At 65.1% G+C, this 26,963-nt stretch carries 22 protein-coding genes; 15 read left to right on the top strand and 7 right to left on the bottom strand.

Going from position 1 to position 26,963, the window contains the following annotated elements; all coding sequences use genetic code 11:
* Positions 1-30 precede the first annotated feature (30 nt).
* Positions 31-2,625 carry a bifunctional aspartate kinase/diaminopimelate decarboxylase gene (locus AC5QAH_RS07720; protein WP_262102683.1) on the bottom strand — a complete coding sequence of 865 codons (2,595 nt, stop codon included), beginning with the start codon at positions 2,623-2,625 and terminating at the stop codon, positions 31-33.
* Between the two features lie 75 nt (positions 2,626-2,700).
* On the opposite strand from AC5QAH_RS07720, the gene AC5QAH_RS07715 reads away from it, so the two are divergent.
* Positions 2,701-3,573 carry a PhzF family phenazine biosynthesis protein gene (locus AC5QAH_RS07715; RefSeq protein ID WP_010483533.1) on the top strand — a complete coding sequence of 291 codons (873 nt, stop codon included), beginning with the start codon at positions 2,701-2,703 and terminating at the stop codon, positions 3,571-3,573.
* A 90-nt stretch (positions 3,574-3,663) separates the two neighbouring features.
* Positions 3,664-4,542, top strand: coding sequence for a PhzF family phenazine biosynthesis protein (locus tag AC5QAH_RS07710; RefSeq protein WP_010483535.1), 879 nt, complete (start codon positions 3,664-3,666; stop codon positions 4,540-4,542).
* A gap of 99 nt (positions 4,543-4,641) precedes the next feature.
* On the opposite strand, the gene AC5QAH_RS07705 is transcribed toward AC5QAH_RS07710, so the two are convergent.
* The gene (locus AC5QAH_RS07705) at positions 4,642-5,073 is read right to left on the bottom strand and encodes an OsmC family protein (RefSeq protein WP_005408443.1); all 432 of its coding nucleotides are present in this window, start codon (positions 5,071-5,073) and stop codon (positions 4,642-4,644) included.
* Positions 5,074-5,445: 372 nt separating this feature from the next.
* Here AC5QAH_RS07705 and AC5QAH_RS07700 point away from each other — a divergent pair, with 372 nt between their 5' ends.
* From AC5QAH_RS07700 to AC5QAH_RS07685, 4 genes are all read left to right on the top strand, one after another.
* Complete coding sequence (locus AC5QAH_RS07700; protein ID WP_010483539.1) at positions 5,446-5,844, top strand: HU family DNA-binding protein; 399 nt, start codon at positions 5,446-5,448, stop codon at positions 5,842-5,844.
* Between the two features lie 254 nt (positions 5,845-6,098).
* Positions 6,099-6,407, top strand: coding sequence for a DUF3861 family protein (locus AC5QAH_RS07695; RefSeq protein WP_010483541.1), 309 nt, complete (start codon positions 6,099-6,101; stop codon positions 6,405-6,407).
* A 55-nt stretch (positions 6,408-6,462) separates the two neighbouring features.
* Positions 6,463-7,011 (top strand): hypothetical protein, encoded by a 549-nt coding sequence (locus AC5QAH_RS07690; protein WP_495232232.1) that lies wholly within the window; start codon positions 6,463-6,465, stop codon positions 7,009-7,011.
* An 82-nt stretch (positions 7,012-7,093) separates the two neighbouring features.
* Positions 7,094-7,690, top strand: a complete 597-nt coding sequence (locus AC5QAH_RS07685; protein ID WP_043396950.1) for a YceB family lipoprotein — start codon at positions 7,094-7,096, stop codon at positions 7,688-7,690.
* A 38-nt stretch (positions 7,691-7,728) separates the two neighbouring features.
* On the opposite strand, the gene AC5QAH_RS07680 is transcribed toward AC5QAH_RS07685, so the two are convergent.
* Positions 7,729-8,271, bottom strand: coding sequence for a type 1 glutamine amidotransferase domain-containing protein (locus AC5QAH_RS07680; protein WP_191850786.1), 543 nt, complete (start codon positions 8,269-8,271; stop codon positions 7,729-7,731).
* A gap of 129 nt (positions 8,272-8,400) precedes the next feature.
* The gene (locus AC5QAH_RS07675) at positions 8,401-8,868 is read right to left on the bottom strand and encodes an SET domain-containing protein (RefSeq protein ID WP_010483549.1); all 468 of its coding nucleotides are present in this window, start codon (positions 8,866-8,868) and stop codon (positions 8,401-8,403) included.
* A 209-nt stretch (positions 8,869-9,077) separates the two neighbouring features.
* Between AC5QAH_RS07675 and AC5QAH_RS07670 the strand changes: the two genes are divergently transcribed.
* The 5 genes from AC5QAH_RS07670 (at position 9,078) to AC5QAH_RS07650 (ending at position 14,380) form a co-directional block, all read left to right on the top strand.
* The gene (locus AC5QAH_RS07670; RefSeq protein WP_005408436.1) at positions 9,078-9,533 is read left to right on the top strand and encodes an SUF system Fe-S cluster assembly regulator; all 456 of its coding nucleotides are present in this window, start codon (positions 9,078-9,080) and stop codon (positions 9,531-9,533) included.
* Between the two features lie 17 nt (positions 9,534-9,550).
* The gene (gene sufB, locus AC5QAH_RS07665; RefSeq protein ID WP_043396952.1) at positions 9,551-11,026 is read left to right on the top strand and encodes a Fe-S cluster assembly protein SufB; all 1,476 of its coding nucleotides are present in this window, start codon (positions 9,551-9,553) and stop codon (positions 11,024-11,026) included.
* 74 nt (positions 11,027-11,100) lie between these two features.
* Complete coding sequence (gene sufC, locus AC5QAH_RS07660; protein WP_019659403.1) at positions 11,101-11,865, top strand: Fe-S cluster assembly ATPase SufC; 765 nt, start codon at positions 11,101-11,103, stop codon at positions 11,863-11,865.
* The gene (gene sufD / locus AC5QAH_RS07655; RefSeq protein WP_495232231.1) at positions 11,865-13,127 is read left to right on the top strand and encodes a Fe-S cluster assembly protein SufD; all 1,263 of its coding nucleotides are present in this window, start codon (positions 11,865-11,867) and stop codon (positions 13,125-13,127) included. The genes sufC and sufD overlap by 1 nt, the downstream gene beginning before the upstream one ends.
* Complete coding sequence (locus tag AC5QAH_RS07650; protein ID WP_495232230.1) at positions 13,124-14,380, top strand: cysteine desulfurase; 1,257 nt, start codon at positions 13,124-13,126, stop codon at positions 14,378-14,380. The genes sufD and AC5QAH_RS07650 overlap by 4 nt, the downstream gene beginning before the upstream one ends.
* Before the next feature lie 767 nt (positions 14,381-15,147).
* Here the strand turns inward: AC5QAH_RS07650 and AC5QAH_RS07645 are convergent.
* The 3 genes from AC5QAH_RS07645 to AC5QAH_RS07635 form a co-directional block, all read right to left on the bottom strand.
* Positions 15,148-15,366 (bottom strand): hypothetical protein, encoded by a 219-nt coding sequence (locus tag AC5QAH_RS07645; RefSeq protein WP_239682793.1) that lies wholly within the window; start codon positions 15,364-15,366, stop codon positions 15,148-15,150.
* Positions 15,367-16,486: 1,120 nt separating this feature from the next.
* Entirely contained in the window at positions 16,487-17,440 is a 954-nt protein-coding gene (locus tag AC5QAH_RS07640; RefSeq protein ID WP_053092152.1) for an RHS repeat-associated core domain-containing protein, read from the bottom strand.
* Positions 17,441-17,443: 3 nt separating this feature from the next.
* Positions 17,444-22,762, bottom strand: a complete 5,319-nt coding sequence (locus AC5QAH_RS07635; RefSeq protein ID WP_495232229.1) for a wall-associated protein — start codon at positions 22,760-22,762, stop codon at positions 17,444-17,446.
* A 241-nt stretch (positions 22,763-23,003) separates the two neighbouring features.
* Between AC5QAH_RS07635 and AC5QAH_RS07630 the strand changes: the two genes are divergently transcribed.
* The 4 genes from AC5QAH_RS07630 (at position 23,004) to AC5QAH_RS07615 (ending at position 26,960) form a co-directional block, all read left to right on the top strand.
* Positions 23,004-23,543, top strand: a complete 540-nt coding sequence (locus AC5QAH_RS07630; RefSeq protein ID WP_071305626.1) for a GNAT family N-acetyltransferase — start codon at positions 23,004-23,006, stop codon at positions 23,541-23,543.
* Positions 23,540-23,872, top strand: a complete 333-nt coding sequence (locus AC5QAH_RS07625) for a non-heme iron oxygenase ferredoxin subunit (protein WP_049455557.1) — start codon at positions 23,540-23,542, stop codon at positions 23,870-23,872. Before AC5QAH_RS07630 ends, AC5QAH_RS07625 begins: the two co-directional genes overlap by 4 nt.
* A gap of 226 nt (positions 23,873-24,098) precedes the next feature.
* Complete coding sequence (locus AC5QAH_RS07620) at positions 24,099-24,503, top strand: hypothetical protein (protein ID WP_329831604.1); 405 nt, start codon at positions 24,099-24,101, stop codon at positions 24,501-24,503.
* Between the two features lie 150 nt (positions 24,504-24,653).
* Complete coding sequence (locus tag AC5QAH_RS07615) at positions 24,654-26,960, top strand: TonB-dependent receptor (protein ID WP_191850764.1); 2,307 nt, start codon at positions 24,654-24,656, stop codon at positions 26,958-26,960.
* Positions 26,961-26,963 lie beyond the last annotated feature (3 nt).

Here is a 26,963-nt window from a genome sequence, read left to right as displayed (position 1 = left end):
CGGTGGGCGGGTGCAGGGCGCGCGCGGTGGTCATTCGATCACGTCTTCGCGCGGCAGCATCCGCTGGTTGTAGGTGTTGGCCATCACATAGCCGTAGGCACCGGCATCGGCGATCAGCATCACGTCGTCCGGCGCAGTGGACACCGGCAGCTTGCGGCGCTTGCCGAACACATCGCTGGATTCACAGATCGGCCCGACCACATCGAACGCCGCCTCGGCATACCCCCCCTGCCGGCTGAGGTTCTCGATGTCATGCCAGGCGTCGTACAGCGCCGGGCGCATCAGTGCGTTCATGCCGGCGTCCAGGCCGACACGGCGCACGCCGTCCTTTTCCACCACCTGGGTGGCATGGGTCAGCAGCACGCCCGATTCGGCCACCAGGTAGCGGCCCGGCTCGATCGCCAGGCGGAATGCCGGGTGCAGCGCCTTGACCTCGGCCAGGCCCTCGGCCCAGGCGTCCAGGTCGAAGGGTTCGTCTTCGTCGCTGTACGGAATTGGCAGGCCGCCACCGATATCGATGGTCTGCACGCTGCCGATGCGGCGGGCGAAACCGGCCAGCTCATCGCACATCAGGCGCCAGTGCTGCGCGGTTTCCACGCCGCTGCCCAGGTGCGCATGCAGGCCCACCACGCGGCTGCCCAGTTCGGTGGCCGCGCGCACGAACTCGTCGACGCGGGCGATCGGCAGGCCGAACTTGGACTCCTTGCCACCGGTGCGGACCTTGGCGTGGTGGCCCTCGCCCCGGCCCAGATCGACGCGCAGCCACAGCTCGCGGTTACGGAACAGGTCCGGCCAGCGCTGCAGCGCTTCCACGTTGTCGACGGTGACGGTCACGCCCAGCGCAAACGCCGCCTCGTACTCGCTGCGCGGGCAAAAGCTGGGGGTGAACAGCACGCGCTTGGGCGACAGTTCCGGCAGGTGCTGGAACACATGCTTCAGCTCGCCGTGCGACACGCACTCCAGGCCGAAGCCTTCGGCTTCCAGCAGCTGCAGGATGGCCGGGTGGCTGTTGGCCTTGATCGCGTAGTAGCGCTGGTCGATCGGCTTGATTGCGGCCAGTGCACGGGCGCGGGCGCGCACCGTCGGCAGGTGGTAGACGTAGCGCGGCGTACCGGCATCGGCCAGCTGCAGCAGGTGCGCACGCTGGCCGCGCCACCACGGCGTGCCGCGCGGGCGCACGGTGCCGGCAATCTCGCGCCAGCGCGGGCCGAACACTTCGGTCTCTTCCACCGGCATCGCGCCGCTGTCGATCAGCTCTGCGTGCAGGATCGGCAGCAGGCCATCGGCATCGGCCTCGTCGATGACGAAGGTCAAGTTCAGGTCGTTGGACGACTGCGAGATCATGTGCACGCGCTCGCGGCCGAAGGTGGCCCACACGTCCGACAGCTTGTGCAGCAGCGACCGCATGCCGCGGCCCACCAGGGTGATCGCCGCGCACGGCACGATCACCTTCACCTTGCAGATCTGCGACAGGTCGGCCGACAGCGCGGCCAGCACATCGGTGTTGACCAGGTTCTCGGACGGGTCCAGGGACACGGTGACGTTGGTCTCGGCCGAACCGATCAGGTCCACCGACAGGCCGTGCTTCTTGAACAGGTTGAACACATCGGCCAGGAAGCCGACCTGCTGCCACATGCCGATGCCTTCCATCGACACCAGCACGATGCCATTGCGGCGGCTGATCGCCTTCACCCCCGGCACCGGTGCGGCGCTGCCATCGATGCTGGTGCCCGGCAGTTCCGGGCGCTCGGTATCGAGGATGGCCATCGGCACGCCGGCATCGCGGCACGGCTTGATCGAGCGCGGGTGCAGCACCTTGGCGCCGGTGGTGGCGATTTCCTGTGCTTCGTAATAGTCCAGGCGGGTCAGCAGGCGCGCGTCCGGCACGTCCTTCGGATTGGCGCTGAACATGCCCGGCACGTCGGTCCAGATCTCCACGCGGCTGGCGCCGAGCAGCGCACCGAAGTACGCCGCCGAGGTATCCGAGCCACCACGGCCGAGGATGGCGGTGCCGCCATCGGCATGCCGCGAGATGAAGCCCTGGGTGATCAGCAGGCGGGTCGGCTGCGCGCGGAAGCGCTGCATCCACTCCGCATCGGCACGCCACTGGCAGTTCACCGACAGGCGCTGCGACCAGTCGCTCTGGTTCGGCTGCGGCGGCATCGCATCCAGCCACTGGCGGGCATCCATCCAGCCCATGTCCAAGCCCGAGGCGTGCAGGTAGGCCGCGCCCAGGGTGGAGGACAACAGCTCGCCCTGGCCCAGCACGTCGGCCTGCCAGTCCAGCGGACGGGTGGCCGCACGCGCGTCGTCCAGCAGGCCCTGCAGCGCCGCCAGGCGCTCGGCCAGCACTTCGCGGCCCAGGCCCAGTTCAACCAGGAAGCCCTCGTGGCGCTCGACCAGCGCCGCCACGCGATCACGGCTGTCCGGCGCGCCATCGGCGATCGCGGTCAGTTCGTTGGTGACCCCGGACAGCGCCGACACCACTACCAGCACGCGCGAGCCGGTCTCTTCCGCACGTTTTTTCGCCAGCTTCCCGATCGTGTCCCAGCGATGACGACGCGACACCGAGGTGCCGCCGAACTTCAGTACGATCCAACGATCGACAAGGGGGGAAGCTGACATGGATTGGCTATGTAGAATGTGGGGAAGCCGCCCTCGGGGGCGGAACCTTTGATTCTAAGCGCAATATCCCCGTAGATGGCCGTCCTCCGTTACCTGCAGCTCGATGTCTTCGCCGCCCGCCCCGGCACCGGCAACCCACTGGGCGTCATCCTGGACGCCGACGGGCTCTCCAGCCGCCAGATGCAGGCCCTGGCCGCCTGGCTGAATCTGTCCGAGACGGTGTTCTTCCTGCGCCCCAGCGCGCCGGGTGCCGACTACCACATCCGCATCTTCACCCCGACCCGCGAGCTGGCATTTGCTGGCCACCCCAGCGTCGGCGCCGCCTGGGCCGCGGTGAGCTGTGGCTTGGCGCAACCGCGCGACGGCGCCCTGCTGCAGCAATGCGCGGCGGGGTTGCTGCCGGTACGGGTGAGCGGTCCGGCCGAGGCACTGCAGATCCAGCTGGCCAGCCCACCGGCACGGCAACTGGACACGAGGGTGGACGCCGCGCCGGAGACGCTGCTGGCGCTGGCGGCCAACGGGCACGTGCCCGAACTGTGGGACAACGGTGCACGCTGGTGGCTGCTGCCGCTGCGCGACGCCGCCGCCGTGCGCGGACTGGCGCCAGACATGGCGGCCCTGCGCGACTGGAGCCTGGCCACCGACGCTACTGGCCTGGCCGTGTTCGCCGACGAGCCCGGCGACGACCACGCCCGCGTGGTGCGCGCCTTCTGCCCCGCTGACGCGGCCGCCGTACCCGAAGACCCGGTGACCGGCAGCGCCAATGCGCTGATCGGCGCCTGGCTGCGGCAGCGCGATGCCCTGCCCGGCCGCGAAGGCCGCTACGTGGCCAGCCAGGGCCGCGAAGTGGGCCGCGATGGCCGCGTGCAGGTGCAGGTCGACGCGCAGGGCACGGTGTGGATCGGCGGCCAGGTGCAGTGCGTGATCGACGGCAGCATCCATTGGTAGCGTCGGGCCACGCCCGGCGAACGCCGCACACGGACGCCGGGCATGGCCCGGCGCTACCGTACCCCTCTCGTTCTACGGAGTTTGCCCCCTATGACCACCCGCCGTTTCCTGCAGCTGGATGTGTTCTCCCCGCGCGCCGGCGCCGGTAACCCGCTGGCCGTGGTACTCGATGCCGAGGGCCTGGACGATGCCAGCATGCAGGCCATCGCCCGCTGGACGCGACTGCCCGAAACCACCTTCGTGTTTCCACCGCAGGCACCCGGTGCCAGCTACCGGCTGCGCATGTTCAGCCCGCAGAAGGAAGTGCCGTTCGCCGGCCACCCCAGCGTCGGCACGGCGCATGCGGTGCTGCAGGCAGGCCTGGCCACACCGATCGATGGCGTGCTGGTGCAGGACGGCATTGCCGGCGCCCTGCCGCTGCGCGTCAGCGGTGAGGGTACGCAGCAGCGCATCGCCATCCGTACCCCGCGCGCGCAGCTGGCCGAAACTGCCGAGGCCACCGATCCGCGCCTGCAGGCCGCACTGAAGGACTGGCCATTGGGCTCGCTGCCGCCGGCACGCATGCAGGGCGGGCGGAGCTGGTGGGTCGTGCAGGTGGCCGACGAGGCCGCATTGCGCGCGCTGCAGCCGGACTGGGATGCGGTGGCCGCACTGGCCGAGACCACCGACAGCATGGGCGTGTTCGCCTATGCCTTCAGCGATGGCAGCGAGGGTTTCGACCTGGCCGTACGTGCCTTCGTCGGCAATGGACGCCGCTTCGAGGACGCCGCCTCGGGTGCGGCCAATGCGGTGCTGGCCGCGTGGCTGGACCTGCGCGGCGCCCTGCCGCGTGGCCGTGCACCGTTCGAAGTCAGCCAGGGCCGCGAAGTCGGCCACGATGCGCGCCTGACGCTGCTGGTCGACGAGGACGGCGAGGTCTGGTCGGGCGGCCAGGTGCAGACCGTCATCACCGGCACCATCGATTGGTAAAGGGACACTGTAGAGCCGAGCCCATGCTCGGCTGCTCTTCGGCCAGATCACGGGAGCTGCAGAAGCCGAGCATGGGCTCGGCTCTACAGATGCGCCGGCTCAGCCCAGCTCGGCTTCCAGGCTGATCGGCACGGCGCTCAGTGCCTTGGACACCGGGCAGTTCTGCTTGGCGTCATCGGCAATCGCACGGAACTGCGTCGCGTCGATACCCGGCACCACCGCCTTCACCTTCAGCCGGATCTGCGACAGCTGCGGGCCGCCTTCCAGCGACAGATCGACCTTGGCCTCGGTATCCAGCGAGGTCGGGGTAAAGCCGGCTTCGCCGAGCTTGGCCGACAGCGCCATGGTGAAACAACCGGCGTGCGCGGCAGCGATCAGCTCTTCCGGATTGGTGCCCTTTTCGTCGCCGAAACGGCTGTTGAAGCCGTAGCGGGTCTTGTCCAGCAGGCCACTCTGCGGCGTGCTCAACTGCCCCTTGCCCGACTTCAGATCGCCTTCCCAGTGCGCGGTGGCGTGTCGCGAGATTCCCATGTGCTGCTCCTGCGTGACGGTGATGAACGGTCACCCTCGCACGGGAGGCGTTAGCCCTGCGTCGCTCCGCCGCACGCTGGAGGTCGTCTTCCGAACCCGGCGCGTGGACACTTCCTCGCCAACCGGAAACGCATTTCCCTCTTGTTTTCAGTGGTTTCGCGCATTCCGACGATGGGCGGGCGCCGGCCATGGCGTGCGCTGCCACACCCCCATCCCCCACTGCCGGCCATGTACTGAATCGGCCTGGATATGAAAAAACATGCACTTTCCGCGCTTCGGGCTATTGGCGGCGCCCGAGAGTTGCCCTACATTGCGCTTGCCGACGGGGTTCGGCGCCGACCAAACAACCAACCGTTCACGGAACAGGAAACCATGGCAAAGACCGCTAAGAAGGCTGCCCCGAAGAAGGCAGTGAAGAAAGTCGCGACGAAGGCAGCCGCCAAGCCGGCCGCTCCGAAGCCGATCAAGGAAGTGCTGACCAAGTCCGGCCTGGTTGCACACATCGCTGAAGCCTCCGGCGTCATCGCCAAGGACGTCCGCGCTGTGCTGGCCTCGCTGGAAAGCGCCGTCGCCTCCTCGGTGCACAAGAAGGGCGCTGGCTCGTTCACCCTGCCGGGCCTGCTGAAGATCACCACCGTCAATGTGCCGGCCAAGCCGAAGCGCAAGGGCATCAACCCGTTCACCAAGGAAGAGCAGTGGTTCGCTGCCAAGCCGGCCACCACCAAGCTGAAGGTGCGTCCGCTGAAGAAGCTGAAGGACGCCGCGCTGTAAGCGCGCGCCCCAACGCGGATTCCGACGGGACGGCTCTGGCCGTCCCGTTTTTTTTGTCCCAACCACAGTCCGCAACACAGCGTTGCCGCATCCCCGGGAATGCGCGTACAGGCCCGTCGCCATTGGCTGGCCGTGGTCCGTTGCGGCCCCGGAACGTACCGGGTGGAACACTGCGTGCAGCCCCGGCCATCGCCGCCGGGCACGGCCTTGCCTAAGGTGGGCACATCCTCCACAGCTACGGCGAGCGTCCCCTCATGGCCAGCCCCTCCACCCGCTACCGGATCTCGGTGACCCCCATCGAAAAGGACGGGTTGCAGTGCACCGGGCGCTGCACCATCGAACTGGAACATCGCGCCAGCCGCGACCTGATGCGCCTGCTGGAAGCGGCGCCGCGCACCGCAGGCATCAGCGGCGACGAGCGCGCGACCCTGGTGATCGCCACCCAGCTGCTGCGCGACATCGTGCAGCGCCACGCCGAAACCGAAGGCCATGCCCTGGCCGCCATCGCCGCGCAGGTGCTGCCGGCGCTGGATGCACTGGAACAGCTGCCCTCCTCCCGCTGATCGCGGCACAGCCGATACACTGCCTCCTTCCGTTCGCCTCGGGGAGGAGGCAGACATGCGCTGGTTCCTGATACTGATCGCACCGCTGGTGCTGCTGGCCTGTTCCCGGCCGCCATCGCAACCTCATCCTGCGGATGCCGCTCCGCCGGCCACGACCGAGGCGGCTGCCCGCGCGAAGCCACAGGCCGCCGCAGAAGGCGATGCAGCGGCCGTGCAGGCCATCGATGTCCATCCCCTGTTTGCCGCCGTCGCGGCCGAGGCCGAGCTGCCAGCGGGAATGCTCAATGCCTATGTCATGGCCCTGCTCAATCGCGATCGCAAGGCCATCGACGCCGCATGGACCTTCCCGCCCAGCGATGCACGACGCGCCGACGATGCCGCATTGCGCCAGCTCACGGACGTGCGCAGCCTGCGCCTGACCAGCGAACTGCCGGTCGCGCGCGACGGTCACCAGCCGCCGCAGCTGCTGGAGGTTCCGGTGCAGATCCGCGCGGTGACCCCTGAAGGCACCTTCCGCTTCGGCGGCTGGTACCGCGTGCAGCCCAGCCCCGATGGCCGTGCGTGGCAGATCCAGTCGGCGCAACTGCGGCCATCGCTGGACTGAACCGTTGCAGCGGCATGCACGCGCGATTCAGCCGGCAAGGCTACTCTTTGGTCCATCCATTCCGCATTCACCGGTCACCGCCATGCGCCTGCGTTCCCTGATGACCCGCCTCGCGGCCTCCACCGTGCTGATCGCTGCTGCGATCGGCGCCCAGGCCGCCCCTTCCATTTCCGGCCGCGAACTGTCGGTCGGTGCCAGCGACGTGCAGCAGTACCTCGATGGCAGCTTCCCGCGCACCCAGGACGCCCTGGGTGGCCTGATCGCCCTGACCATGAGCCATCCGCAGCTGAGCCTTCCGGCCGGCGAACGGTTGAACCTGGGCATGGACCTCGCACTGGCCACCGCCGGTGGCAACCCGTCCAAGCTGGGAACGGTGAAGCTCAGCAGCGGCCTGCGCTACGACGCGCAGACCCAGGGCTTCCACCTGCAGCAGCCGAGCGTGGATGACTTCACCCCGGCCAACCAGGGCGGTCGCCTCGATTCGCGCACCCGCGGCCTGCTCAATGCCTGGCTGAGCGACTACGCCCAGCGCGAACCGATCTACAAGCTGGACCCGGCCGTGGCCGGCCTGCTCGGCGCACTGCAGGTGCAGTCGGCACAGGTGAAGAACGGCAAGCTGGTGGTCACCTTCAACCAGAACCTGGGCAACCTGGTGCCGGCAGGCGTGCTGGGTAAATGAGGTAGTGCCGGCCGCTGGCCGGCACTACCCGTAGCGCATCAGGCGGCAAGTGCCTTGGCCACCGCCTCACTGAAGGCGGGAATGTCGTCCGGCTTGCGGCTGGTGATCAGGTTTCCATCGATCACAACCGCGGTATCGCGCCATTTCGCACCTGCGTTGACCAGATCCTGCTGCAGGGACGGCCAGGACGTCACGTCGCGCCCCTCAGCAAGGCCGCTGTTGATCAGCAACCACGGGCCGTGGCAGATGGCCGCCACAGGCTTGCCGGCTTCATCCACTGCCCGGATGAAGCCGAGTACAACCTCGTCGGTACGCAGCGTGTCCGGATTGATGACGCCTCCGGGCAGGACCAAGGCATCGAAGCGTGCCGGATCCGCTTCATCCAGCGGAATGTCCACCGCGACGGCGTCGCCCCAGTTCTTCTCCTTCCAGCCCTTGATCGTCGCCTCCTTTGCGGGCGACACCACGCTGACGCGCGCGCCCTCGGCTTCCAGCAGCCGCTTGGGTTCGGTCAATTCGGACTGTTCGAAGCCGTGGGTGGCCAGGATGGCAATCTGCTTGCCCTTCAATCGCTCTGCCATGGGTGCACTCCGGTTGGGGGAGCCGACAGAATGGAAGAACGGCCCTTGCACGGCGGTGACCCTGCCGTGCACGGCAGGTGGAGAGCCCCCGGGTAGTGCCGGCCAGTGGCCGGCAGTCCCCGGTACCGGTCAGCGCTTGGGCTGCAGCATGGTGCCGGTGCACTTGGGCGAGCCGCAGCGGCACTCCCAGATCTTCTTCAGCTTGGCGGTATGACGCTCGGCCAGGGTGATGCCGTAGTTGTAGGTCAGTTCCTCACCGGCCTTGATATCGCGCAGCGCCTCGATGAACACCTTGTCGCCACGGCTGTCGCCGTCCTCGTCTTCCTCGATCACTGCCTCGCAGTTCGGGTCGCAGCTGTGGTTGATCCAGCGCGCGTCGTTGCCCTTGTAGTTGGCATCGATCACCCAGTCGTCATTGAGGGTGAACAGGAAGGTATGGCCACTTTCAACGTCGCCGCTGTCATCGGCATCAACGTCGCCGTGGCTGCGCAGCAGGCCCTTGTACTGGATCACGCGCTCGCCCTGCTTGATCGGGGCCACGGAAAACACACCGTTGCCGTGGATGGCGGACTTGCGGGCTTGGATCTTCTTGGGCATCGGCAAGGGAAGTCTGCAGCGAAAGGAACGTTGATTCTCGCCCATTCCGGGTGATTGCGAAAATCACCCCGTTGGCGCAGCATTGCGCCCTGGCAACGGCCCCGGTGTGTTCTCCCGTCCCGGCCCCAGCGCCGGCTGAATGCCCGGGTTGGATGGCGGCGAAGAAAAGCGTACAATTTCAGTCCGCTTTAAGAACCACTCGCATCCCCATGTTGCGCGTCACCAAACTCACCGATTACGCCACCGTCGTACTGACCGTGCTCGCCGCCCGTCCGGGCGAGGTGCTCAGTGCCACCGAGCTGGCCGAATTCACCGGTCTGGAGCCGCCCACCGTCAGCAAGGTACTCAAGCCGCTGGCCCAGGCCGGCCTGGTGGAAGGCCTGCGTGGCGTGCGTGGCGGCTACCGGCTGACCCGCCCGGCCATCGAGATCTCACTGTTCGAAGTGGTCGAAGCGATGGAAGGGCCGCTGGCCCTGACCGAATGCAGCCACGACCACCACCAGTGCGGCATGGCGCCCAAGTGCGGCGCGCGCAGCAGCTGGCGGCTGATCAACGACGTGGTCTCCGAGGCCCTGCGCGATGTCACCCTCGCCCAGATCCTGCCCCCTCTCCCCCTTGCCGATGACGAACAGCGCCGCACCATCGCTGTCGACGTCGTCTCCTGATCCGTAGGCAGCCCCCCATGGCCACCGAAACCATCGAAAACGTCGCCCACGACGACACCCCCAACCGCGAGATCCACGAGCAGCTCGGCCGCAAGTATTCGGCCGGCTTCATCACCGAGATCGAATCGGACTCCCTGCCGCCGGGCCTGGACGAGGACACCATCCGTGCCCTGTCGGCCAAGAAGGAAGAGCCGGAGTGGATGACGCAGTGGCGCCTGGACGCCTACCGCCACTTCCTGACCATGCCGATGCCGGACTGGGCCAAGCTGGAGATCGCCCCGATCGACCTGCAGGCGCTCAGCTACTACTCCGCGCCGAAGGGCCCGAAGTACGCCTCGCTGGATGACGTGCCCAAGGAGCTTCTGGACACCTACGACAAGCTGGGCGTGCCGCTGCACGAGCGCGCCAAGCTGGCCGGCGTGGCGGTGGATGCGGTGTTCGACTCGGTGTCGGTCGGTACCACCTTCCGCAAGGAACTGGCCGAGAAGGGCATCATCTTCTGCTCGATGTCCGAGGCCATCAAGGAACACCCGGAGCTGGTGCGCCAGTACCTGGGCACCGTGGTGCCGGTCGGCGACAACTACTTCGCCGCGCTCAACTCGGCGGTGTTCTCCGATGGCAGCTTCGTGTTCATCCCCAAGGGCGTGCGCTGCCCGATGGAACTGAGCACCTACTTCCGCATCAACGCCGGCCACACCGGCCAGTTCGAGCGCACCCTGATCGTGTGCGAGGACAAGGCCTACGTGTCCTACCTGGAAGGCTGCACCGCGCCGATGCGCGACGAGAACCAGCTGCACGCCGCCGTGGTCGAGCTGGTCGCGCTGGAAGATGCGGAGATCAAGTATTCCACCGTGCAGAACTGGTACCCGGGCGACGAGAACGGCGTCGGCGGCATCTACAACTTCGTCACCAAGCGTGCCGAATGCCGTGGCGCGCGCAGCAAGGTCACCTGGACCCAGGTCGAAACCGGCTCGGCGATCACCTGGAAGTACCCGTCCTGCGTGCTGCTGGGCGACGACTCGGTGGGCGAGTTCCACTCGGTGGCGCTGACCCATCACCGCCAGCAGGCCGACACCGGCACCAAGATGATCCACGTTGGCAAGCGCACCAAGAGCAAGATCGTCAGCAAGGGCATCAGCGCCGGCCGCGGCCAGAACACCTACCGCGGCCTGGTGCGTGTGGACCGCAATGCCGATGGCGCGCGCAACTACACCCAGTGCGATTCGCTGCTGATCGGCAAGCAGTGCGGCGCGCACACCTTCCCCTACATCGAGGTGAAGAACCCGGGCGCCACCGTCGAGCACGAGGCCACCACCTCCAAGATCTCCGACGACCAGCTGTTCTATTGCCGCGCCCGTGGCATCAGCCAGGAAGACGCGGTGTCGATGATCGTCGACGGCTTCTGCAAGCAGGTGTTCCGCGAACTGCCGATGGAGTTCGCGGTGGAAGCCAAGAAGCTGCTGGAAGTCTCGCTGGAAGGTTCGGTGGGCTGACCGCCCGCCCCTGCCCCTCGCAAACGCATTCTCTTTACCGGCGGGCCGCGGCCCGCCCCACGGAAATCCCCACCATGCTGAAGATCGAAAACCTCCACGCCCGCATCGGCGACAAGGAAATCCTCAAGGGCCTGTCGCTGGACGTCCAGCCGGGCCAGGTGCACGCCATCATGGGCCCGAACGGCGCCGGCAAGTCCACCCTGGGCAATGTCCTGGCCGGCCGCGACGGCTACGAAGTGACCGAAGGCAGCGTGCAGTTCGACGGCGTCGACCTGCTCGACCAGGACCCGGAAGCGCGCGCCGCCGCCGGCCTGTTCCTGGCGTTCCAGTACCCGGTGGAAATCCCGGGCGTGAACAACACCTACTTCCTGCGCGCGGCACTGAACGCCCAGCGCAAGGCACGCGGTGAGGAGGAACTCGATTCCATGCAGTTCCTCAAGCTGGTGCGCCAGAAGCTGGCCGTGCTGCACCTGAAGGACGAACTGCTGCACCGTGGCGTCAACGAAGGCTTCTCCGGTGGCGAGAAGAAGCGCAACGAGATCTTCCAGCTGGCCGTGCTGGAACCGAAGCTGGCGATCCTGGACGAAACCGACTCGGGCCTGGACATCGATGCACTGAAGAGCGTGGCCGATGGTGTCAACGCACTGCGCGCTGCTGATCGCTCGTTCCTGGTCATCACCCACTACCAGCGCCTGCTGGACTACATCAAGCCGGACGTGGTGCACGTGCTGGCCGATGGCCGCATCGTCAAAAGTGGCGGCCCGGAGCTGGCACTGGAGCTGGAAGCGCACGGCTATGATTTCCTGAAGGACCGGGTCGTGCCCGAGGCGGCGGTCTGATGAGCGCCCTGCTTGATTCGATGGCCCAGGCCTTCTGCGGCAGCGATGCGCGCCGCGAAGTGCTGGATGCGGCCCTGCGCGACGGCCTGCCGGCCGCCCGCAACGAAGCCTGGAAGTACACCTCGCTGCGCCAGCTGGAACGCCGTGCGTTCGCGGCTGCACCGCTGTCCCCGCCAGCCCTGGATGCCGCGCTGCTTGAGGACATCCCGGCACCGCGCCTGGTGTTCGTCAACGGCCGCCTGGACGCCGCGCTGAGCGACGTGGAGGCATTGCCTGTGGGCGTGCAGCTGCAGCCGCTGTCGGCCGCACTGGCCGCTGGCGAAGACGCCGTGCGTTTCCTCGGCCGCCGCTACGAGCGCAGCGAAGAGATCTTCGCCCGCCTCAATGCCGCCCTGGCCGATGAAGGCGTAGTGCTGCGCGTGGACGAAGGCGTGCAGGTCGAGGCACCGCTGCAGCTGGTGTTCGCCAGCGTCGCCGGCGATACCGACCTGGCCTGGCATCATCGCCACCTGATCGAACTGCGTGCCGGCGCCAGCCTGGGCGTAGTCGAGCACCGCTTCAGCGTGGGCGACTCCACCCACCTGGACAACACCGTGCTGCATGCCCACGTCGCTCGCGATGCCGTGCTCAAGCACGCCCGCGTCCAGGCCGGCAGCGCGCGCCAGACCAGCTTCCTGCGCACCGACGCCGTGCTGGCCCGCGATGCGCAGTACCACCGCGTGGACCTGGAACTGGGCGCCGCGCTCAGCCGCCATGAACTGAACGTGCGCCTGGAAGGCGACAATGCCCAGCTGACCGCCAACGGCGTGCTGCTTGGCAATGGCCGCCGCCACGTCGAAACCCGCCTGGGTATCGACCACATCGCACGCGATACCGCCTGCGAACTGCTGTGGCGCGGCGTCGCCGCCAACCGCAGCCGCGTGGTGTTCCATGGTGGCATCCAGATCCGCGAAGGCGCCGATGGCACCGACGCGAACCTGTCCAACAAGAACCTGCTGTTGTCGGCCGATGCCGAGATCGACACCCAGCCAACGCTGGTGATCGACGCCGATGAAGTGAAGGCCGCGCATGGCGCGACCGTCGGCCAGCTCGATGCCAACGCGCTGTTCTACCTGCGCTCGCGCGGCCTGCCGCAGGCACAGGCGCAGGCACTGCTGAGCGCCGCGTTCTGCCACGAGCCGTTGAAGATCCTGCCGGACGCACTGCGTGCGCAGCTGGCACACCGTCTGGACAAGGCGCTGGCCGAGGCAGGTGTGGCATGAACCTGTCCACGCCGCGCCCGATCGAAGAACGCACCGGCGCCCCCGACTGGGACCGCGTCCGCCTCGACTTCCCGCTGCTGATGCGTGAAGTGCATGGCAAGCCGCTGGTCTATTTCGACAATGCCAACACCGGCCAGAAGCCGGTGCAGGTGATCGGCGCGGTGGACGAGTTCTACCGCCGCTACAACGCCAACGTCAGCCGCGCGGTGCATGCACTGGGCAGCGAAGCCACCGACGCCTACGAAGGCGCACGCAACACGCTGGCACGCTTCCTCAACGTGCGCCCCAGCGACCTGGTGCTGTGCAGCGGCACCACCTTCGCCATCAACCTGGTGGCCTACTCGTGGGCGCTGCCGCGGCTGAAGGCCGGTGACGTGATCCTGATCACGCGCATGGAGCACCACGCCAACATTGTGCCGTGGCAGCTGGTCGCGCAGCGTACCGGCGCCACCATCCGCGTGGCCGAGATCACGCCTGACGGCGCACTCGATCTGGATGCGCTGCGCGCGGCGATGACCCCGGAGGTCAAGCTGCTGGCCGTCACCCATGTCTCCAACGTGCTAGGCACGGTCAATCCGGTGCGCGAAATCTGCCGTGAAGCGCGCAAGCGCGGCATCATCACCGTGGTCGATGGCTCGCAGGCCGTGCCGCACCGCAAGGTCGATGTCACCGCGATCGGCTGCGACTTCTACGCCATTACCGGCCACAAGATGTGCGGCCCGACCGGCACCGGCGCCTTGTGGGCGCGCCGCGAGCATCTGGATGCGATGCCGCCGTTCCTCGGTGGCGGCGAGATGATCAAGGAAGTCAGCTTCGACGGCACCGTGTTCAACGATGCCCCGCACAAGTTCGAAGCCGGCACCCCGAACATCGCCGGTTTCATCGGCCTGGGTGTGGCTGCCGACTACCTGCAGCAGCTTGGCCAGGAGAACGTGGAAGCCCGCGAAGCCGAACTGCTGGCGCACTTCACCGAAGAGCTGCGCCGCGTTGACGGCCTGCGCATCATCGGCGAAGCGCCGGAGAAGGCCGCCGTAGTCTCGTTCCTGATCGATGGTGCGCATGCGCACGATCTGGCCACCCTTCTGGATCTGGAAGGCGTGGCCGTGCGCTCGGGCCAGCACTGCGCACACCCGCTGCTGCAGTACTTCGGCGTCGCGGCTACCTGCCGCGCCTCGCTGGCGTTCTATAACACGCATGCCGAGATCGAGCGGTTCATGACCGCACTGACCAAGGTGCGGAAGCTGCTGGGCTGAGGATTCGCCAGAATCAGGGAAGTACGAGAACGCCGCAGGGAACTGCGGCGTTTTTTATTGCGCACTGGACGCAAGCAAGCAGAGGCGTGACCGGGAAGCACCGAGTGACACCAGGAACGGGCAATCTCACCGTAATGCCGATCCATCCGCCATCAACGGCCTTGAGGCACCGTCTCCTACATGCCAACAAGCATGGATACCCCGGAGGCAATCAAGAAGACGTACATCATCACGACGCCCCTCAACACCCACCGCTCCCCCTGATGGAGCGCCTGCCCTTTGGAAGTAAGGGCAAGCACTGCAATACCGCGCAAGCACCTAAGCCACCAATCAACCTTGATGATTCCGACTGCAGCAAGTACTTCCGGCCGTTCACGCTCGATTTTCAGCAACATCCTGTGAGCCGCAAATGCGTTTATCCACATGGCACCTAGGATGATGGAAGCCCAAATGGGGAAGCTCTCAACAAACCCTGGCACTCAGCTCCTCCTTTTGAAGCTACTCCATCACATAGCACCTGCACACCCAATCATCTACGCAGCAATCTGCTATGGAGTCGTTGCGTTCAAGGGCGCAAGAAGCCCCTTGACGTATCCACCGAGGCCAACAACGTCCTCAGCTGTACCAATCAGGTCCCGTCGCATCATCTTCTCGACATGCTCTACACCACCAAGTCGCGCGACAACATCCGCAAGGAAAGTGACATCCCCCGCAAATAACGTCACGTCCTGATCCAGCTTTACAACCCAGCGACCATCACGCGAAAACTAGAAATGATCACGCATGAAGTTCCCATCTTCCAGCCAGTAGGAGCGCAGGCCATCCAGACCTCGCTCAATTTCCACGGGGCTTCCCCTGTCGGAGCACTCTGAACATCGAACCGCGCACATCGCGATATCTGCAAAGTGCTCCGAAAGTGCGCTCAGCCACGCCACCCAAACATCGTTCGGAGCAAAATCCTCATACAGGTTGCGATCAAACGCCATCCCTGCCCAGTCCTCCCGGAGGAGAGGGAGATCCGGAGGGTTAGCATCCGAGAGGGATGCCGCAATGAAATCTGGCCAGCAACATGTAATGCTCATGGCTTCTCTGAGTGCACTCAAGCCCACTCATCAATACTCCGCCTAACGGCCAACACTTGTGCTTCGGCATAGCGGGGATCGCGAATACGGATATCAGCATCATCAAGATAGTGCCATATCACGTGAGGAACCCCGATTTCATACGAACTTGACCGAATCACGTTCTTGATAAATTGCGCCCTCTGGTACCAGCCAGACACCTGTTCCTCGGAAGCAGGCTCGGATTCCAACAGCCTCCACAGACAGGCTAAAACGAGATTCTCTTCATCGATAGCGCTCAATGCGATACCTCATATTATTCAACCAAGGGGAAATTCCCCCAAAGCCTATCGGCGTGATCGATCAGTTCGCAATGGAGGCCGTGGCGCTGTCTTTCCCGTGGTTGCCAATGCTGCCTCACTGCACGTCGACCGGCATCTGCAGAGGTATGCAGTGACCTGTCGGCACCCGCCTCGGATACCATCAGAAAAATCCCTGTTAGCACGAACCGCTTCATGGGAGCCGCGATTGATACTTGAAACTCACTTCAGATCTTCGAGATCAACGGACACGTCTCCGAAAGTCGCTCTTGGAATCGGACCTGGGACTCTCAACGACTGAACGTCAAGTGGGGCATGCATTTCGCCGAGAAGAAGATCATCCGTCGACCCGTCCGTCCTCCTAAGCCTGAACTCCCCAGTCACTGATACCCACGAATAAGCATACCGATTAAAAACGTCACGCTGGAGATCTATTGGGCCCCTGATGCGAACTTGGGTCTCATCAGTCACTCCAGCTTCGAACAGCTCCTTGCTGGAGTTCAATACAAAGAGCCCTCGACTAACTCCGAGATAGCCTTCCACGCGTATCGATTTCCCATCGAATAGACGGGGGGTCGCAGCCAGCGCCCGGAAGCTGACTCGGCAAACTGGATTCTGACCGATCCCACAATCCTTTGCGGGCGGCGTCTGCCGTCCTTCTTGATCACCGCAACCGACCACGGAAATCGCCAAGAAGAAGGTCACGAAAAGCTGATAATTTATTCTCATTTCACAACCTCCGACACACCATCCTTGTTCAGCCTATAGACCCCCGACGGATCCGAAACGTAATTGATCGAATTTGTTGTCTTGTACGTTTCAACATCCCAATATGAGAATGGCGAGTAGGCACGATTGTATCCGTCCAATGCTGGATGCGTGTGGATATTGATCCCCCCTACGAGAGGCCTACCGGCAGTCCCACCCAGCCAGTCCACGTCACGAACATGACTGGATATCCCAATATCGGAAAGGTGAAAGGCACCGCTATTCTTCATCACGATTTCCGCACTCACTTCCCATCCGAATCTAACAGAGTACTTCTGATAAACCTTTGAAAAAATCTTGGCAGCGTTGTCTGAATTCGCGTTCGGAATTGACTCCATCTTTTCCTTCGTAGCATCAACAACACCCTTCATAGCATCATATCGAGCCTGTGCATTTTCCTTTGTAAAGCCCGACGGGAGAGCCCCTCCGATTGCGGCCACTCTTACCCCGGCCGCAATGCCATTGTTTTTTATTTTGCTCCCAGTAATAGCCTGCCGAGCATCCTTGGGCTGCCTTCCATCCGGATCAAGGAACCGATACGGGTTCCCCAGCGCATACGCGTAGCGCCCAAAAGCAGCCACTGATGAAGCTATTGGATCGGCGGATAGAAATGCCCCAGTCTCCACATCATAGTACCGCTGCTGCATATAACTCAGCCCGGTCCCCGAGTCCGTCACATGTCCCGTATATCCCGGCCCATCCTTCAACGGCCGATTCACCACCGCCCCATACGGCTCATACACCGTACGCTCGATGACGTTTCCGCTGGCATCGGTGATCGCCACCGGTGAACCCAGTGCATCAGTGTGGATGTACTCGACGACTTCCTGTGCGACCGCCGGAGCCACACAGGCCGCCAGCACCACCAGCGTGAGCACCGCCCGAATCAACAGCGAACAGAGTCCATTCATGGCTTAGTCCCAATTCAATACGCCGCGGGTGACGGGGAAGTCTGCGGACCATGCCGAACAGCCACCGGCGTTGCAGGCCCTGACAATGTAGAGACTGGCGCAGTAGGTCCCGCCGCTCGACTGCACGTAGGTATTGGGGCCGGTGTACAGGCGCCGTCCAGCTCCGGAAGGCTCAAGCTGATACTCCGTTGCCCCCGGAACCGCGCGCCAGCCGACGCTGCATTGCACCTGATAAGGCGCCTTGCGCGTGCTGAGCCACTCGGCCACGTAGATCTGAGTGGCCGCGGGAGGAAGCACCACGGAGACATTGGCGATGCCCGAGTAGGGACTGCACCCCGCGAAATTGCATGCCCTCACGCGATAGGCGTAGCTGCCATTGCCACGGCTGGCACCAAAGCTGTTCCCGCCGCCGTTATGCACCACCGTCCAGCCACCACCGTTGGCACTCTCCTCCAGCACGAAGCTCTCGCTGTTGGCCGGCACCGACCAGCTCAGGCTGTACTGCGGCACGTTCACCAGGCTCGGCGCGCTAATCACCGGCTCGATCGTCGGCGGCCCGATCACCGCTACCGTCACCGTGGCCGACCACGGTCCGCAGCCTGCACCATTGCAGGCGGCAACCCGATAGCCATAGCTGCCCACACCGCGCGCAGCGGTGGCATAGGAACCCGCGTTGCCGTCGAACAGCGTGACCCATCCGCCACCATTGCTGCTTTCCTGCAGGGTGTAGCGCGTGGCACCAGCCACCCCGTTCCAGCCAATGCCGATACTGCCCGGCGCAGCGCGTGCCGGCGCAGAGAGACCTGGCGCAGTAGCAGGCGGATACACCACCGTCACTGCAGCCGTGGCGCTGTATCCCGTGCATCCCACCGGATTGCATGCGCGAACCCGGTAGTTGTAGCTTCCCGCTGCCTTGCCACTGAAGGCCTTGGATTGACTGATGGCGTTGTGCACCTGGGCCCAAGCGCCACCGTTGGCGCTTTCCTCCAACTCATAGCGCTCGGCACCGGAGGACGCAGACCAGCCCACGCTGTAGCTGCCATTGAAGGCCGTGGCAGGCACGTTCAAGGTCGGTACGGTGGATGGCGCCAGTGCCACGGCCACTGACGCGACATTGCTCCATCCGCCGCACACCGCCCGGCAGCCGCGCACCCGGAACTGATAGGTTCCCGTGACCAGGCCGGTGCTGGTGAACGATTGCGCCGCGCCATCAAAGACCGTGCTCCAGGTGCCTGCAAGGGCTCGCTGCAGCTCATAGCGGTTGGCACCACCGGCCGGGCTCCAGGTCAGGTTCACGCTGCCCTGGGTGATGTAGCCCGGCGCACTCAGCGCGGGAACGCTGGGTGCGGCTTCGCCATGCACCTGGGACACCAGGCTGCCTGACAGGTAGAGATAGTCGGTCTGCTTGCCGGTACGTTCGTTGCGCTGGAATCGCAGCACACCGCCGTTGTCGTAGAACGAATAGATCGCCCCTTTGCCACTGGCGCTGGCCTTCACCCGGCGCCCGTGAGCGTCGTACTCGTAGCTCTCTGCTGTACCCGCCGCACGCAGCCGGTTGCCGTAATCAAACGCGAAAGCCTGGCCATTGCGCACCGAAAGATTGCCCTGCACGTCATAGCCAAGACCGGTCACGGTTGCCCCTGTTCCGGTTTCGATCACGTTGACCAGCCGATTGGTCGGATCGAAATAGTGCGTACGATCGCGGCTGCCGACCTTGGCACGGCGCAGGTTGTCCAGCGCGTCATACTCATACAATGCGTTGCCGAAGCCCGGTGCAGTGACCGTCCGCAACCGGTCCAGGCCGTCATAGGTCATGTCCCGGTTGCCGGGCGCCCCGGGCAGACCATCGGAAATGGCCATCACGTTGCCGCCGGCATCGTAATCGTAGCTGTCATCCAGCACTGCGGCCGCTGCGGTGGCATCGCGGCTGCGGTCGGGCAACCCGCGGGCATTCTGGGTCAACGTGTGCACGATCCCGTTGCCATAGACGAAGCGGGCCAACGCGCCGTTGGCGAAGTAACTGGCCTCTTTCGCATAGCCGCCGACCGTCGTCGCCCGACCCAGTGCGTCCGGCGTATAGCTGACGACACGCCCACCCGGATAGGTATTGCTGGCCAGTGTGCCGTTGGCATCGTAGCCATAGGCCAGGCTCAGGCTTCCCAGATCCGGATGCTGCAGGGTTTCGCCGCTGAGCAGGCGGCGGCGGTTGTACTGGTAGCGGTTGACGACCATCGGCCGGGCCGGATCGTTCTGCGTACTGATCTCGGCAGGCAGACCATCAGGCGCGTAGGACCAGTTCTGATTTCCGCGCCCATCCGGGAAGATCAGGGTCGACAAGCGGTTGGCGGCATCGTAACTGCGCTTCACCGCACGTCCGCTGGCCAGGGCGTCACTGCGGTTGCAGTCGGTGGTGCTGGTCAAACCCGTGCCGGCCGCCGACCACAGCACGTTGCCTGCCGCGTCGTAGTCCTGCACGGTCGCACCGGTTTCCGGTTCGATGGTCTTGCACAGCTGCTGGTAGCCGTCATAGACGTAGCGGCGGGTGAGCGACTGGCTGCCGTCTGCACTGCGGCGGGTGATCGCCAGCGGCTTGCCCAGCGTATCTCGCTGGATCTCGGTCACCACGCCTTCCGGGTGCTGCAGCGTCAGCGGCATCTCGTAGCTGGGCTGGTCGTAGGCAAGATGGCGTGTCGTCGTCGCCTGGCCTCGCGGGTTGGTCACCTTCACCGACAGATTGCCCACGTACTCGGTGCGGGTAACCAGTGCCCCCAGCTCGGACGATTGACTGACCACGGTGGGGCGGCCCAACGCGTCGTACTGCGTCGTGGTGCCGGTCAGGGCGGCATTGATATCGGAGAGCTGCCGCGTGGGATACGAGGCAAACACGGTCTTGCCACTGGTGTCGTAGCGTGTCACCACGGCACTGTCGAGCACGTTGTTGGCGTTTTCGGTCACCAGCACCGGGCGGAACATCGCATCCAGGTAGGTATCCGTGCGCCGCCCGCCCTGCGTGCGGGAGTGCTTCCATGCTCCGGCGGGCACCCCCAGCTGCGCGCCACCCAACCGCTGCAGGTCCATGGTTACGCCATTCCAGTTCACGCTGTCGCCGCCAGGGAACTGCTGGCTGCGCAGCCTGCCCATGCTGTCGTAGCTGAAGCTGGTGATTGCGCCGGTTTCGTCGGTCAGCGAGGTGATCCAACCGTTGTCGTCGACGGCAACCGTGCGCACCGCGCCATTGGGCGCTTCGGGCGTGGCTGGCATGCGGAGCTGCTGCGGAACACCACGCTTCCATCCCGACAGATGGCTGGTATTGCCGCGGCCATCGGCCACCGATGCAACCGTGCCGTCGGCTGCATAGGTCACCTGCTGCGCCAGGCGCCCGAATGCGTATGCGCGCAGCGGCAGTGCTCTGCCCGTGTCGAATTCGGTGCGGGACTGTTCGATGCCATTGAGCACACTGCGCGCCGTCTGGCCGTTCACCCACAGCGCGGGATTGTCGTAGTAGCTGGTGCTGCTGGTGCGACTCTGGCCGGCGGAATTCGCTTCGACAACGGTGACTTCGCGCGCAAATGCATCAAAGGCCTGCACGGTGCGGGTGAACTGCACGCCATCCTGTTCCACAACGGTGGATTGGACGGGGCGGTTGTAATGGGCCTTGAGATCGTTGGCACCGTACTTGAAGTCCTTGCCGGCCTCCTTCGGGAAGGGCGCCGCATCCAGCTGGGCATCCGGATAGTAGTTGTTGCGGTCAATGCGCACGACCGCGCCGCCCGATCGCGTTGTCGTCGACAACAACAGGCCATCGTTGTAGGCAACTTCCTTGCCGAACTCATAGACGCGAACGACACCATCGGGCAGCGTTTCGGTGGTGATCTTCGGCTCTGCCTGGCCCACCGGGATTACTGGACCGCCCAGGTCCTGGGCGAAAGCACCGTTGAGATTGGTGTATTGATAAGTCCACTGTGCAGTGGGCATGCCCGGACCGCTGATGGTCTTGGTCACCAGCGACATTGCGTCACGGTAGACCGGCGTGTAGTTCCAGCCATCGGCAAACAGGTGATTGTCGCCAGAGGTCTGGCAATCCAGCTTTACATTCTTGCGCCCGTGGCGGAACGGGCGGAACAGGAACGTTCCCAGCGCACCCGACGGATGCTGGATGCTCAGGGTGATCTCGCTGGGCACGATCTTGTTGACGCGCGAGCATGTGGCCGGGTAGTCCATGTACTCCCAGATGCTCTGCCCGATGTAGTCGGCATACTTGTGGGTGACTGACAGCGGCGGCAGGTTGTAGACCCATTGGGTTCCGTCCGGCAGCGTCACTGTCCGCAGGATATCGGCCTCCGTGTACCCGTAAGTCCAGGTGCGCCCTGCAGCGGTTGCGGACGCGATCAGTCCTTTCGCGTTGTAGGCCAGGCTGATCTCGCGGCCATCGTTGGCAACCATGCGCAACAGCCGGTCGCCACTCCACTCGTAGCGCACCCAGTTGCCGAAGCGATCCACAACCTGCGATGGGTACAGGAACACACGCTTTCGATTCAGCAGTGCATTGCTTTCTGGCCCGTAGGGTTGCAGCGTTGCACCGTTGTGGGGCTTGGCGACCATCCAGTCGAAGTAGTACTTGGTACCGTCGGGCGCATGACCAAGGAAGCCTTGTCCCGGCTGTCCGCTCTTCAGGGCGGTCAGGCAACTGAACGTCCAGCCGCCCTTGGTATTCCAAGGCGCCGGTTCGCCAAACTGTGGCTGCGGCTGGCGCGCATCACCGCTGCCTCCCAGGACCGGCTCACCACCACCGCCTGGCAGGGAAAGGCGCACGCCATCCCAGAATGTAGTGGGACTGAAATTGACGGTCTGGGTTTGGCGACGGTTCCAGACCTCCAGCGCTGGGGGCGCCGCCACCGTACTGCAGCGCGCAGCAGGCGCCCAGTAGCCGACAGCAGCGGTCTCCGGCAGATCACCATAGACGCCGGACATGGACGGAATATCCAGATCCCAATCCGAGAATGGGCTCTCACTACTACCATCGCCATCGCGGTAGCTGCGGCCCAAGGTCATCGCCAGGCTGCCATTGCCCGGAATCGAAACATCCGTGGCCTTGAAGCTGATCGAACCGTCATAGAGGTTGACCTGCTCGCCGAAGATCTCGCCCTTCAGCGGCTCGACAAGGTCCCCGTACTTCAGTCGCTTGTCGTACTCCTGCCGCCAGGTGGGAACGATCTGGGCGGAAACGCCGACCGGTGCCAGCACGCACAGGGCAACGACACCGAGAAGCAGACCCTTGGCAGCCATTGCGGCGCGCGGATGAGAAATGAGGCCAGACTGCATGCAGATCCTCCCTGGATCGACGTCCCTGTGTGCCCCACCTGCGCCGAACGGCAGTTGGCCTTCGACCAGGCGGCACCCACGCCGGCAGACAGCCACGCGTTGCTTCACGGTGGGCGGGTGCTGGTCACAGATATGAACGAATAATGAAGATGGCGTCAAGTCCACGCATTGGCCAAACTCGGCAAAGTCACGTCAACCAGCAGCCTCCCGCGCCCTTCCCCGCCCCACATAGAATGTCCCCATGAGCACCCTGACCTTCCGCGCCGCCACGCCGGCCGACATCCCCGCCCTTATTGCCCTCGTCACCTCGGCCTACCGCGGCGATGCCAGCCGCGTCGGCTGGACCACCGAAGCCGACCTGCTGGACGGCGCCCGCATCGACGCCGAAGGCATCCAGGCCGACCTGGACCGCCCGCGCTCCACCATTCTGCTGGCCGAGCGCGGGGATCAGCTGGTGGCCTGCGCCCATGTCGCCGATGTCGACGGCAAGGGCTACTTCGGCATGTTCTCGGTCGACCCGGCCCAGCAGGGTGGCGGTGTCGGCAAGCAGCTGATGGACGCTGCCGAAGCGCACGCCGCACGCGAATGGAACGTGCCGGTGATGCAGATGACGGTGATCGACGTGCGCGACGAGCTGATCGCCTTCTACGAGCGTCGCGGCTACAGCCGCACCGGCATCAAGAAGCCGTTCCCGTACGGCGACGAACGCTTCGGCATTCCCAAGCGCGACGACCTGCGTTTCGAGATCCTGGAAAAGCCGCTGGCCGGAGCCGTCGCGTGAGCGATACCTGGACCTTCGTCTGTGCCGGCAACGAGCTGTTGCCGGGCGAAATGAAGAGCGTGTTCGACGAGGTGACCGGCACGCCGATCGTGGTGTTCAACCTCGACGGCGAGCTGTACGCCCTTGAAGACCAGTGCACGCATGAAGAGTTCGAGCTGTCCTCGGGCGAGTTCAACACCACCGAGGGCAGTGTGGAGTGCGTACTGCACGGCGCGCGCTTCGACGTGCGTGACGGGCGCGCCCTGTGCGCCCCGGCCTACAGCCCGGTGCCCAAGTTCCCGGTGAAGCGGGAACATGACGCGGTCTGGACGCGCGACGACCGGGATTGAGTCCGCGCGACGACCGGGATTGAGTCTGCGCTCCGCCCGGAGAGATCCCCCAGAGGGCGCCCCGCGGGAGAGCATCCACCCATGGGGTGGATCTACCGGAAGGCCATGAGGGCCTCCCCAGGCCGTTCCGGGGCGGCCCCGGCGGCCCGCCACGCCCCGCATATGCGAATCATTATCGTTGATGTTATTCTACGTAACATCTTCGTAACGACTCCGCCCCCGCGCTATGGCTTCGCCCGCGCCCACCGCCACGCTGTGCCAGCTTGCCCGTCAAGGGTGGCCGCTGCTTGTGGTCGTGCTGCTGACGCTGCTGCTGGGCTGGTCGGCATTGCACGAAGGGCGCGGCAACAACCCGGCTGCCCACGGCTGGCAGGCACACGCTGATGATCTGCAGCAGGTCATGCCGATGCCGGCCCCGCCGGCGGACGCGTGCCCGCACCATGCCGCGCCAGCACCGGAGCCGCCGCTGGATGGCGAGGGCACCACGCCCTGTACCGGACTGGCTCCCCCGCGCGCCGCCCTGGTCGCGCATGTTCCGCTGTGGCGCTCCAACGCCCTGCGCTGGCACCTGCACGATCCCGCACTGCGGTTGAACCCCGGCCACGCACCGCCCGCACCGCACGCCAGCTGAGGCGCCCTGCGGCTGTTGCCGTGCGCCTGATTGCGTTTCCTGCCAGCCGAGCATCGGCTCGGCTCTACAGAAGAAGCCCTCTACGTGTCGTCGCGCTGCCTGCGCTTCGGCCCTCGCCCTTTCCCGATCCAAGCCACCGCCACCCAGACCATGACCCACATCACGTCCCGCAAGCACGCCCCGCGCGTTTCCCTGCTCGCTACCGCCACCCTGGCCGCCGGCTTCGCACCGCTGGTCGCACAGGCCGCCGACAGCGCCGATGCCAGCTCCCGCAACGCCACCGACCTGGACAAGGTGCAGGTGCGCGGCAGCTGGTTCAATCCGTCCTCGCCGAAGTTCACCGCCGAGCTGCTGGACACCCCGAAGTCGGTGTCGATCGTGTCGGAGAAGCTGATCGCCGAAACCGGTGCGACCAACCTGCAGGATGCGCTGCGCATGGTGCCGGGCATCACCTTCGGTGCCGGCGAAGGCGGCAACCCGACCGGTGACCGCCCCTTCATCCGTGGCTTCGATTCGCAGAGCAACGTGTTCGTCGACGGCCTGCGCGACGTCGGCTCGCAGACTCGCGAAATCTTCGACCTGGAGCAGGTGGAAGTGGTCAAGGGCCCGAGCTCGGCCTACGGCGGCCGTGACTCCGGTGGTGGCAGCCTGAACCTGGTGAGCAAGACGCCGAAGCTGAAGAACGAGACCAGCGCCAGCATGGGCATCGGTACCGACAGCTACGCACGCGGCACCGTGGACGCCAACTACGTGCTGGGCGATGGCATCGCCGCCCGCCTGAACCTGATGAAGCACGAATCGGACATCGCCGGCCGCGACGCCGCCAACGTCAGCCGCTGGGGCATCGCGCCGTCGATCGCGTTCGGCCTGAACGGCCCGGCGCAGCTGATCGCCAGCCACTACCACATGCAGAGCGATGACCTGCCGGACGCGGGTGGTTTCCCGTACAACAACCCGTTCACCAGCGGCCCGAACGTGGCCAAGAACGGCGACGGCCGCCCGATGGTGCCGGACCGCAACAACTACTACGGCCTGGTCGACCGTGATTTCCAGCGTACCCGCGCCGATATCAGCACCCTGGACGCCAGCTACGATTTCGGCGGCCACAAGCTGCGCAACATCGCGCGCCTGGGCAACACCAGCAACGACTACCTGTGGACCCAGCCCGACGACAGCAAGGGCAACCCGAACAACTACGGCACCCTGTGGCGCCGCACCAACAGCCGCGCCGTCGACGTCAAGAGCTTCGCGGACCAGCTGGGCCTGACCGGCGCCTTCCAGACCGGCGCGCTCAAGCACAGCTACAGCGCGGGGGTGGAGTACAGCGACGAGAAGATGACCCGTGGCAGCTACCTGATGTCGCCGGGCACCGCCAATCCCCTTGAAAACAGCGCCAACAGCACTCGCTGCCAGGTGTCTGGCGCGGCCACCGGCTACAACTGCACCGACTTCAACAATCCGAACCCGAACGATCCGTGGGCGGCCGGTCAGATCGTCTATCGCAGCGACAAGGCGCTGGACGTCGAGCAGCGCACCAAGACCACCTCGGCCTACGTGTTCGACACCATCGAGCTCAATGAGCAGTGGATGATCAACCTCGGCCTGCGCTACGACGACTTCCGTACCACCCTGACCACTCCGGTGGCGGGCAAGGCACCGACCCGCGTGCGCAACAGCAACGACTTCCTGAACTACCAGGCCGGCGTCGTGTTCAAGCCGGCCGCCAATGGCAGCATCTACCTGTCCTGGGGCACCTCCTCGACTCCGCCGGGCATGGACGGTGGTGACGGTTCGGACGGCCTGAGCGCGGCCGTTGCCGACCTCAAGCCGCAGGACACGAAGAACCTCGAACTGGGCACCAAGTGGGACCTGCTGGACAACCGCCTGAACCTGACTGCTGCGATCTTCCACACCGTGATGAACAACGCGCGCGTGACCGTCGACAACGGCACCAGCCAGAACGCCGGCAAGAAAGAGATCAACGGTTTCGAGCTGGGCTTCAACGGCCAGTTGACCGACGCCTGGAGCCTGTACGGCGGCTACACCTACCTCGATTCCGAGCTGAAGGACAATGGCTTTGTCTGTGGCGCACCGGTGGGCCGCACCTGCCCGTCCAACGTCTACGTGCCGTCGCCGAACAACGGCAACGTGTTCCCGAACACCGCCAAGCACAGCGCCAACCTGTGGACCACCTACCGCTTCCCGATCGGCCTGACCATCGGCGCTGGCGCGTTCTACTCGGACAAGCAGTACGGTGATGTGGCCAACACCAAGTGGATTGCCAGCTACACCCGCTTCGACGCGATGGCCAGCTACGCGATCCAGGACAACATCAGCCTGCAGCTCAACGTGCAGAACCTGACCGACAAGACCTACTTCACCAAGGCCTATGCCTCACACTACGCGAGCATCGCCCCGGGTCGCTCGGCCACCCTGGCACTGAACGTGAAGTTCTGATGT

Source organism: Stenotrophomonas sp. YJH_SMC_43, assembly GCF_059372535.1.
This window is presented reverse-complemented; position numbering and strand designations above follow the sequence as displayed.

Coding starts and splice junctions, on each gene's coding strand:
- AC5QAH_RS07720 (WP_262102683.1), bottom strand. CDS start 2,625: ATGTCAGCTTCCCCCCTTGTCGATCGTTGGATCGTACTGAAGTTCGGC.
- AC5QAH_RS07715 (WP_010483533.1), top strand. CDS start 2,701: ATGGCCGTCCTCCGTTACCTGCAGCTCGATGTCTTCGCCGCCCGCCCC.
- AC5QAH_RS07710 (WP_010483535.1), top strand. CDS start 3,664: ATGACCACCCGCCGTTTCCTGCAGCTGGATGTGTTCTCCCCGCGCGCC.
- AC5QAH_RS07705 (WP_005408443.1), bottom strand. CDS start 5,073: ATGGGAATCTCGCGACACGCCACCGCGCACTGGGAAGGCGATCTGAAG.
- AC5QAH_RS07700 (WP_010483539.1), top strand. CDS start 5,446: ATGGCAAAGACCGCTAAGAAGGCTGCCCCGAAGAAGGCAGTGAAGAAA.
- AC5QAH_RS07695 (WP_010483541.1), top strand. CDS start 6,099: ATGGCCAGCCCCTCCACCCGCTACCGGATCTCGGTGACCCCCATCGAA.
- AC5QAH_RS07690 (WP_495232232.1), top strand. CDS start 6,463: ATGCGCTGGTTCCTGATACTGATCGCACCGCTGGTGCTGCTGGCCTGT.
- AC5QAH_RS07685 (WP_043396950.1), top strand. CDS start 7,094: ATGCGCCTGCGTTCCCTGATGACCCGCCTCGCGGCCTCCACCGTGCTG.
- AC5QAH_RS07680 (WP_191850786.1), bottom strand. CDS start 8,271: ATGGCAGAGCGATTGAAGGGCAAGCAGATTGCCATCCTGGCCACCCAC.
- AC5QAH_RS07675 (WP_010483549.1), bottom strand. CDS start 8,868: ATGCCCAAGAAGATCCAAGCCCGCAAGTCCGCCATCCACGGCAACGGT.
- AC5QAH_RS07670 (WP_005408436.1), top strand. CDS start 9,078: ATGTTGCGCGTCACCAAACTCACCGATTACGCCACCGTCGTACTGACC.
- sufB (WP_043396952.1), top strand. CDS start 9,551: ATGGCCACCGAAACCATCGAAAACGTCGCCCACGACGACACCCCCAAC.
- sufC (WP_019659403.1), top strand. CDS start 11,101: ATGCTGAAGATCGAAAACCTCCACGCCCGCATCGGCGACAAGGAAATC.
- sufD (WP_495232231.1), top strand. CDS start 11,865: ATGAGCGCCCTGCTTGATTCGATGGCCCAGGCCTTCTGCGGCAGCGAT.
- AC5QAH_RS07650 (WP_495232230.1), top strand. CDS start 13,124: ATGAACCTGTCCACGCCGCGCCCGATCGAAGAACGCACCGGCGCCCCC.
- AC5QAH_RS07645 (WP_239682793.1), bottom strand. CDS start 15,366: ATGGCGTTTGATCGCAACCTGTATGAGGATTTTGCTCCGAACGATGTT.
- AC5QAH_RS07640 (WP_053092152.1), bottom strand. CDS start 17,440: ATGAATGGACTCTGTTCGCTGTTGATTCGGGCGGTGCTCACGCTGGTG.
- AC5QAH_RS07635 (WP_495232229.1), bottom strand. CDS start 22,762: ATGCAGTCTGGCCTCATTTCTCATCCGCGCGCCGCAATGGCTGCCAAG.
- AC5QAH_RS07630 (WP_071305626.1), top strand. CDS start 23,004: ATGAGCACCCTGACCTTCCGCGCCGCCACGCCGGCCGACATCCCCGCC.
- AC5QAH_RS07620 (WP_329831604.1), top strand. CDS start 24,099: ATGGCTTCGCCCGCGCCCACCGCCACGCTGTGCCAGCTTGCCCGTCAA.
- AC5QAH_RS07615 (WP_191850764.1), top strand. CDS start 24,654: ATGACCCACATCACGTCCCGCAAGCACGCCCCGCGCGTTTCCCTGCTC.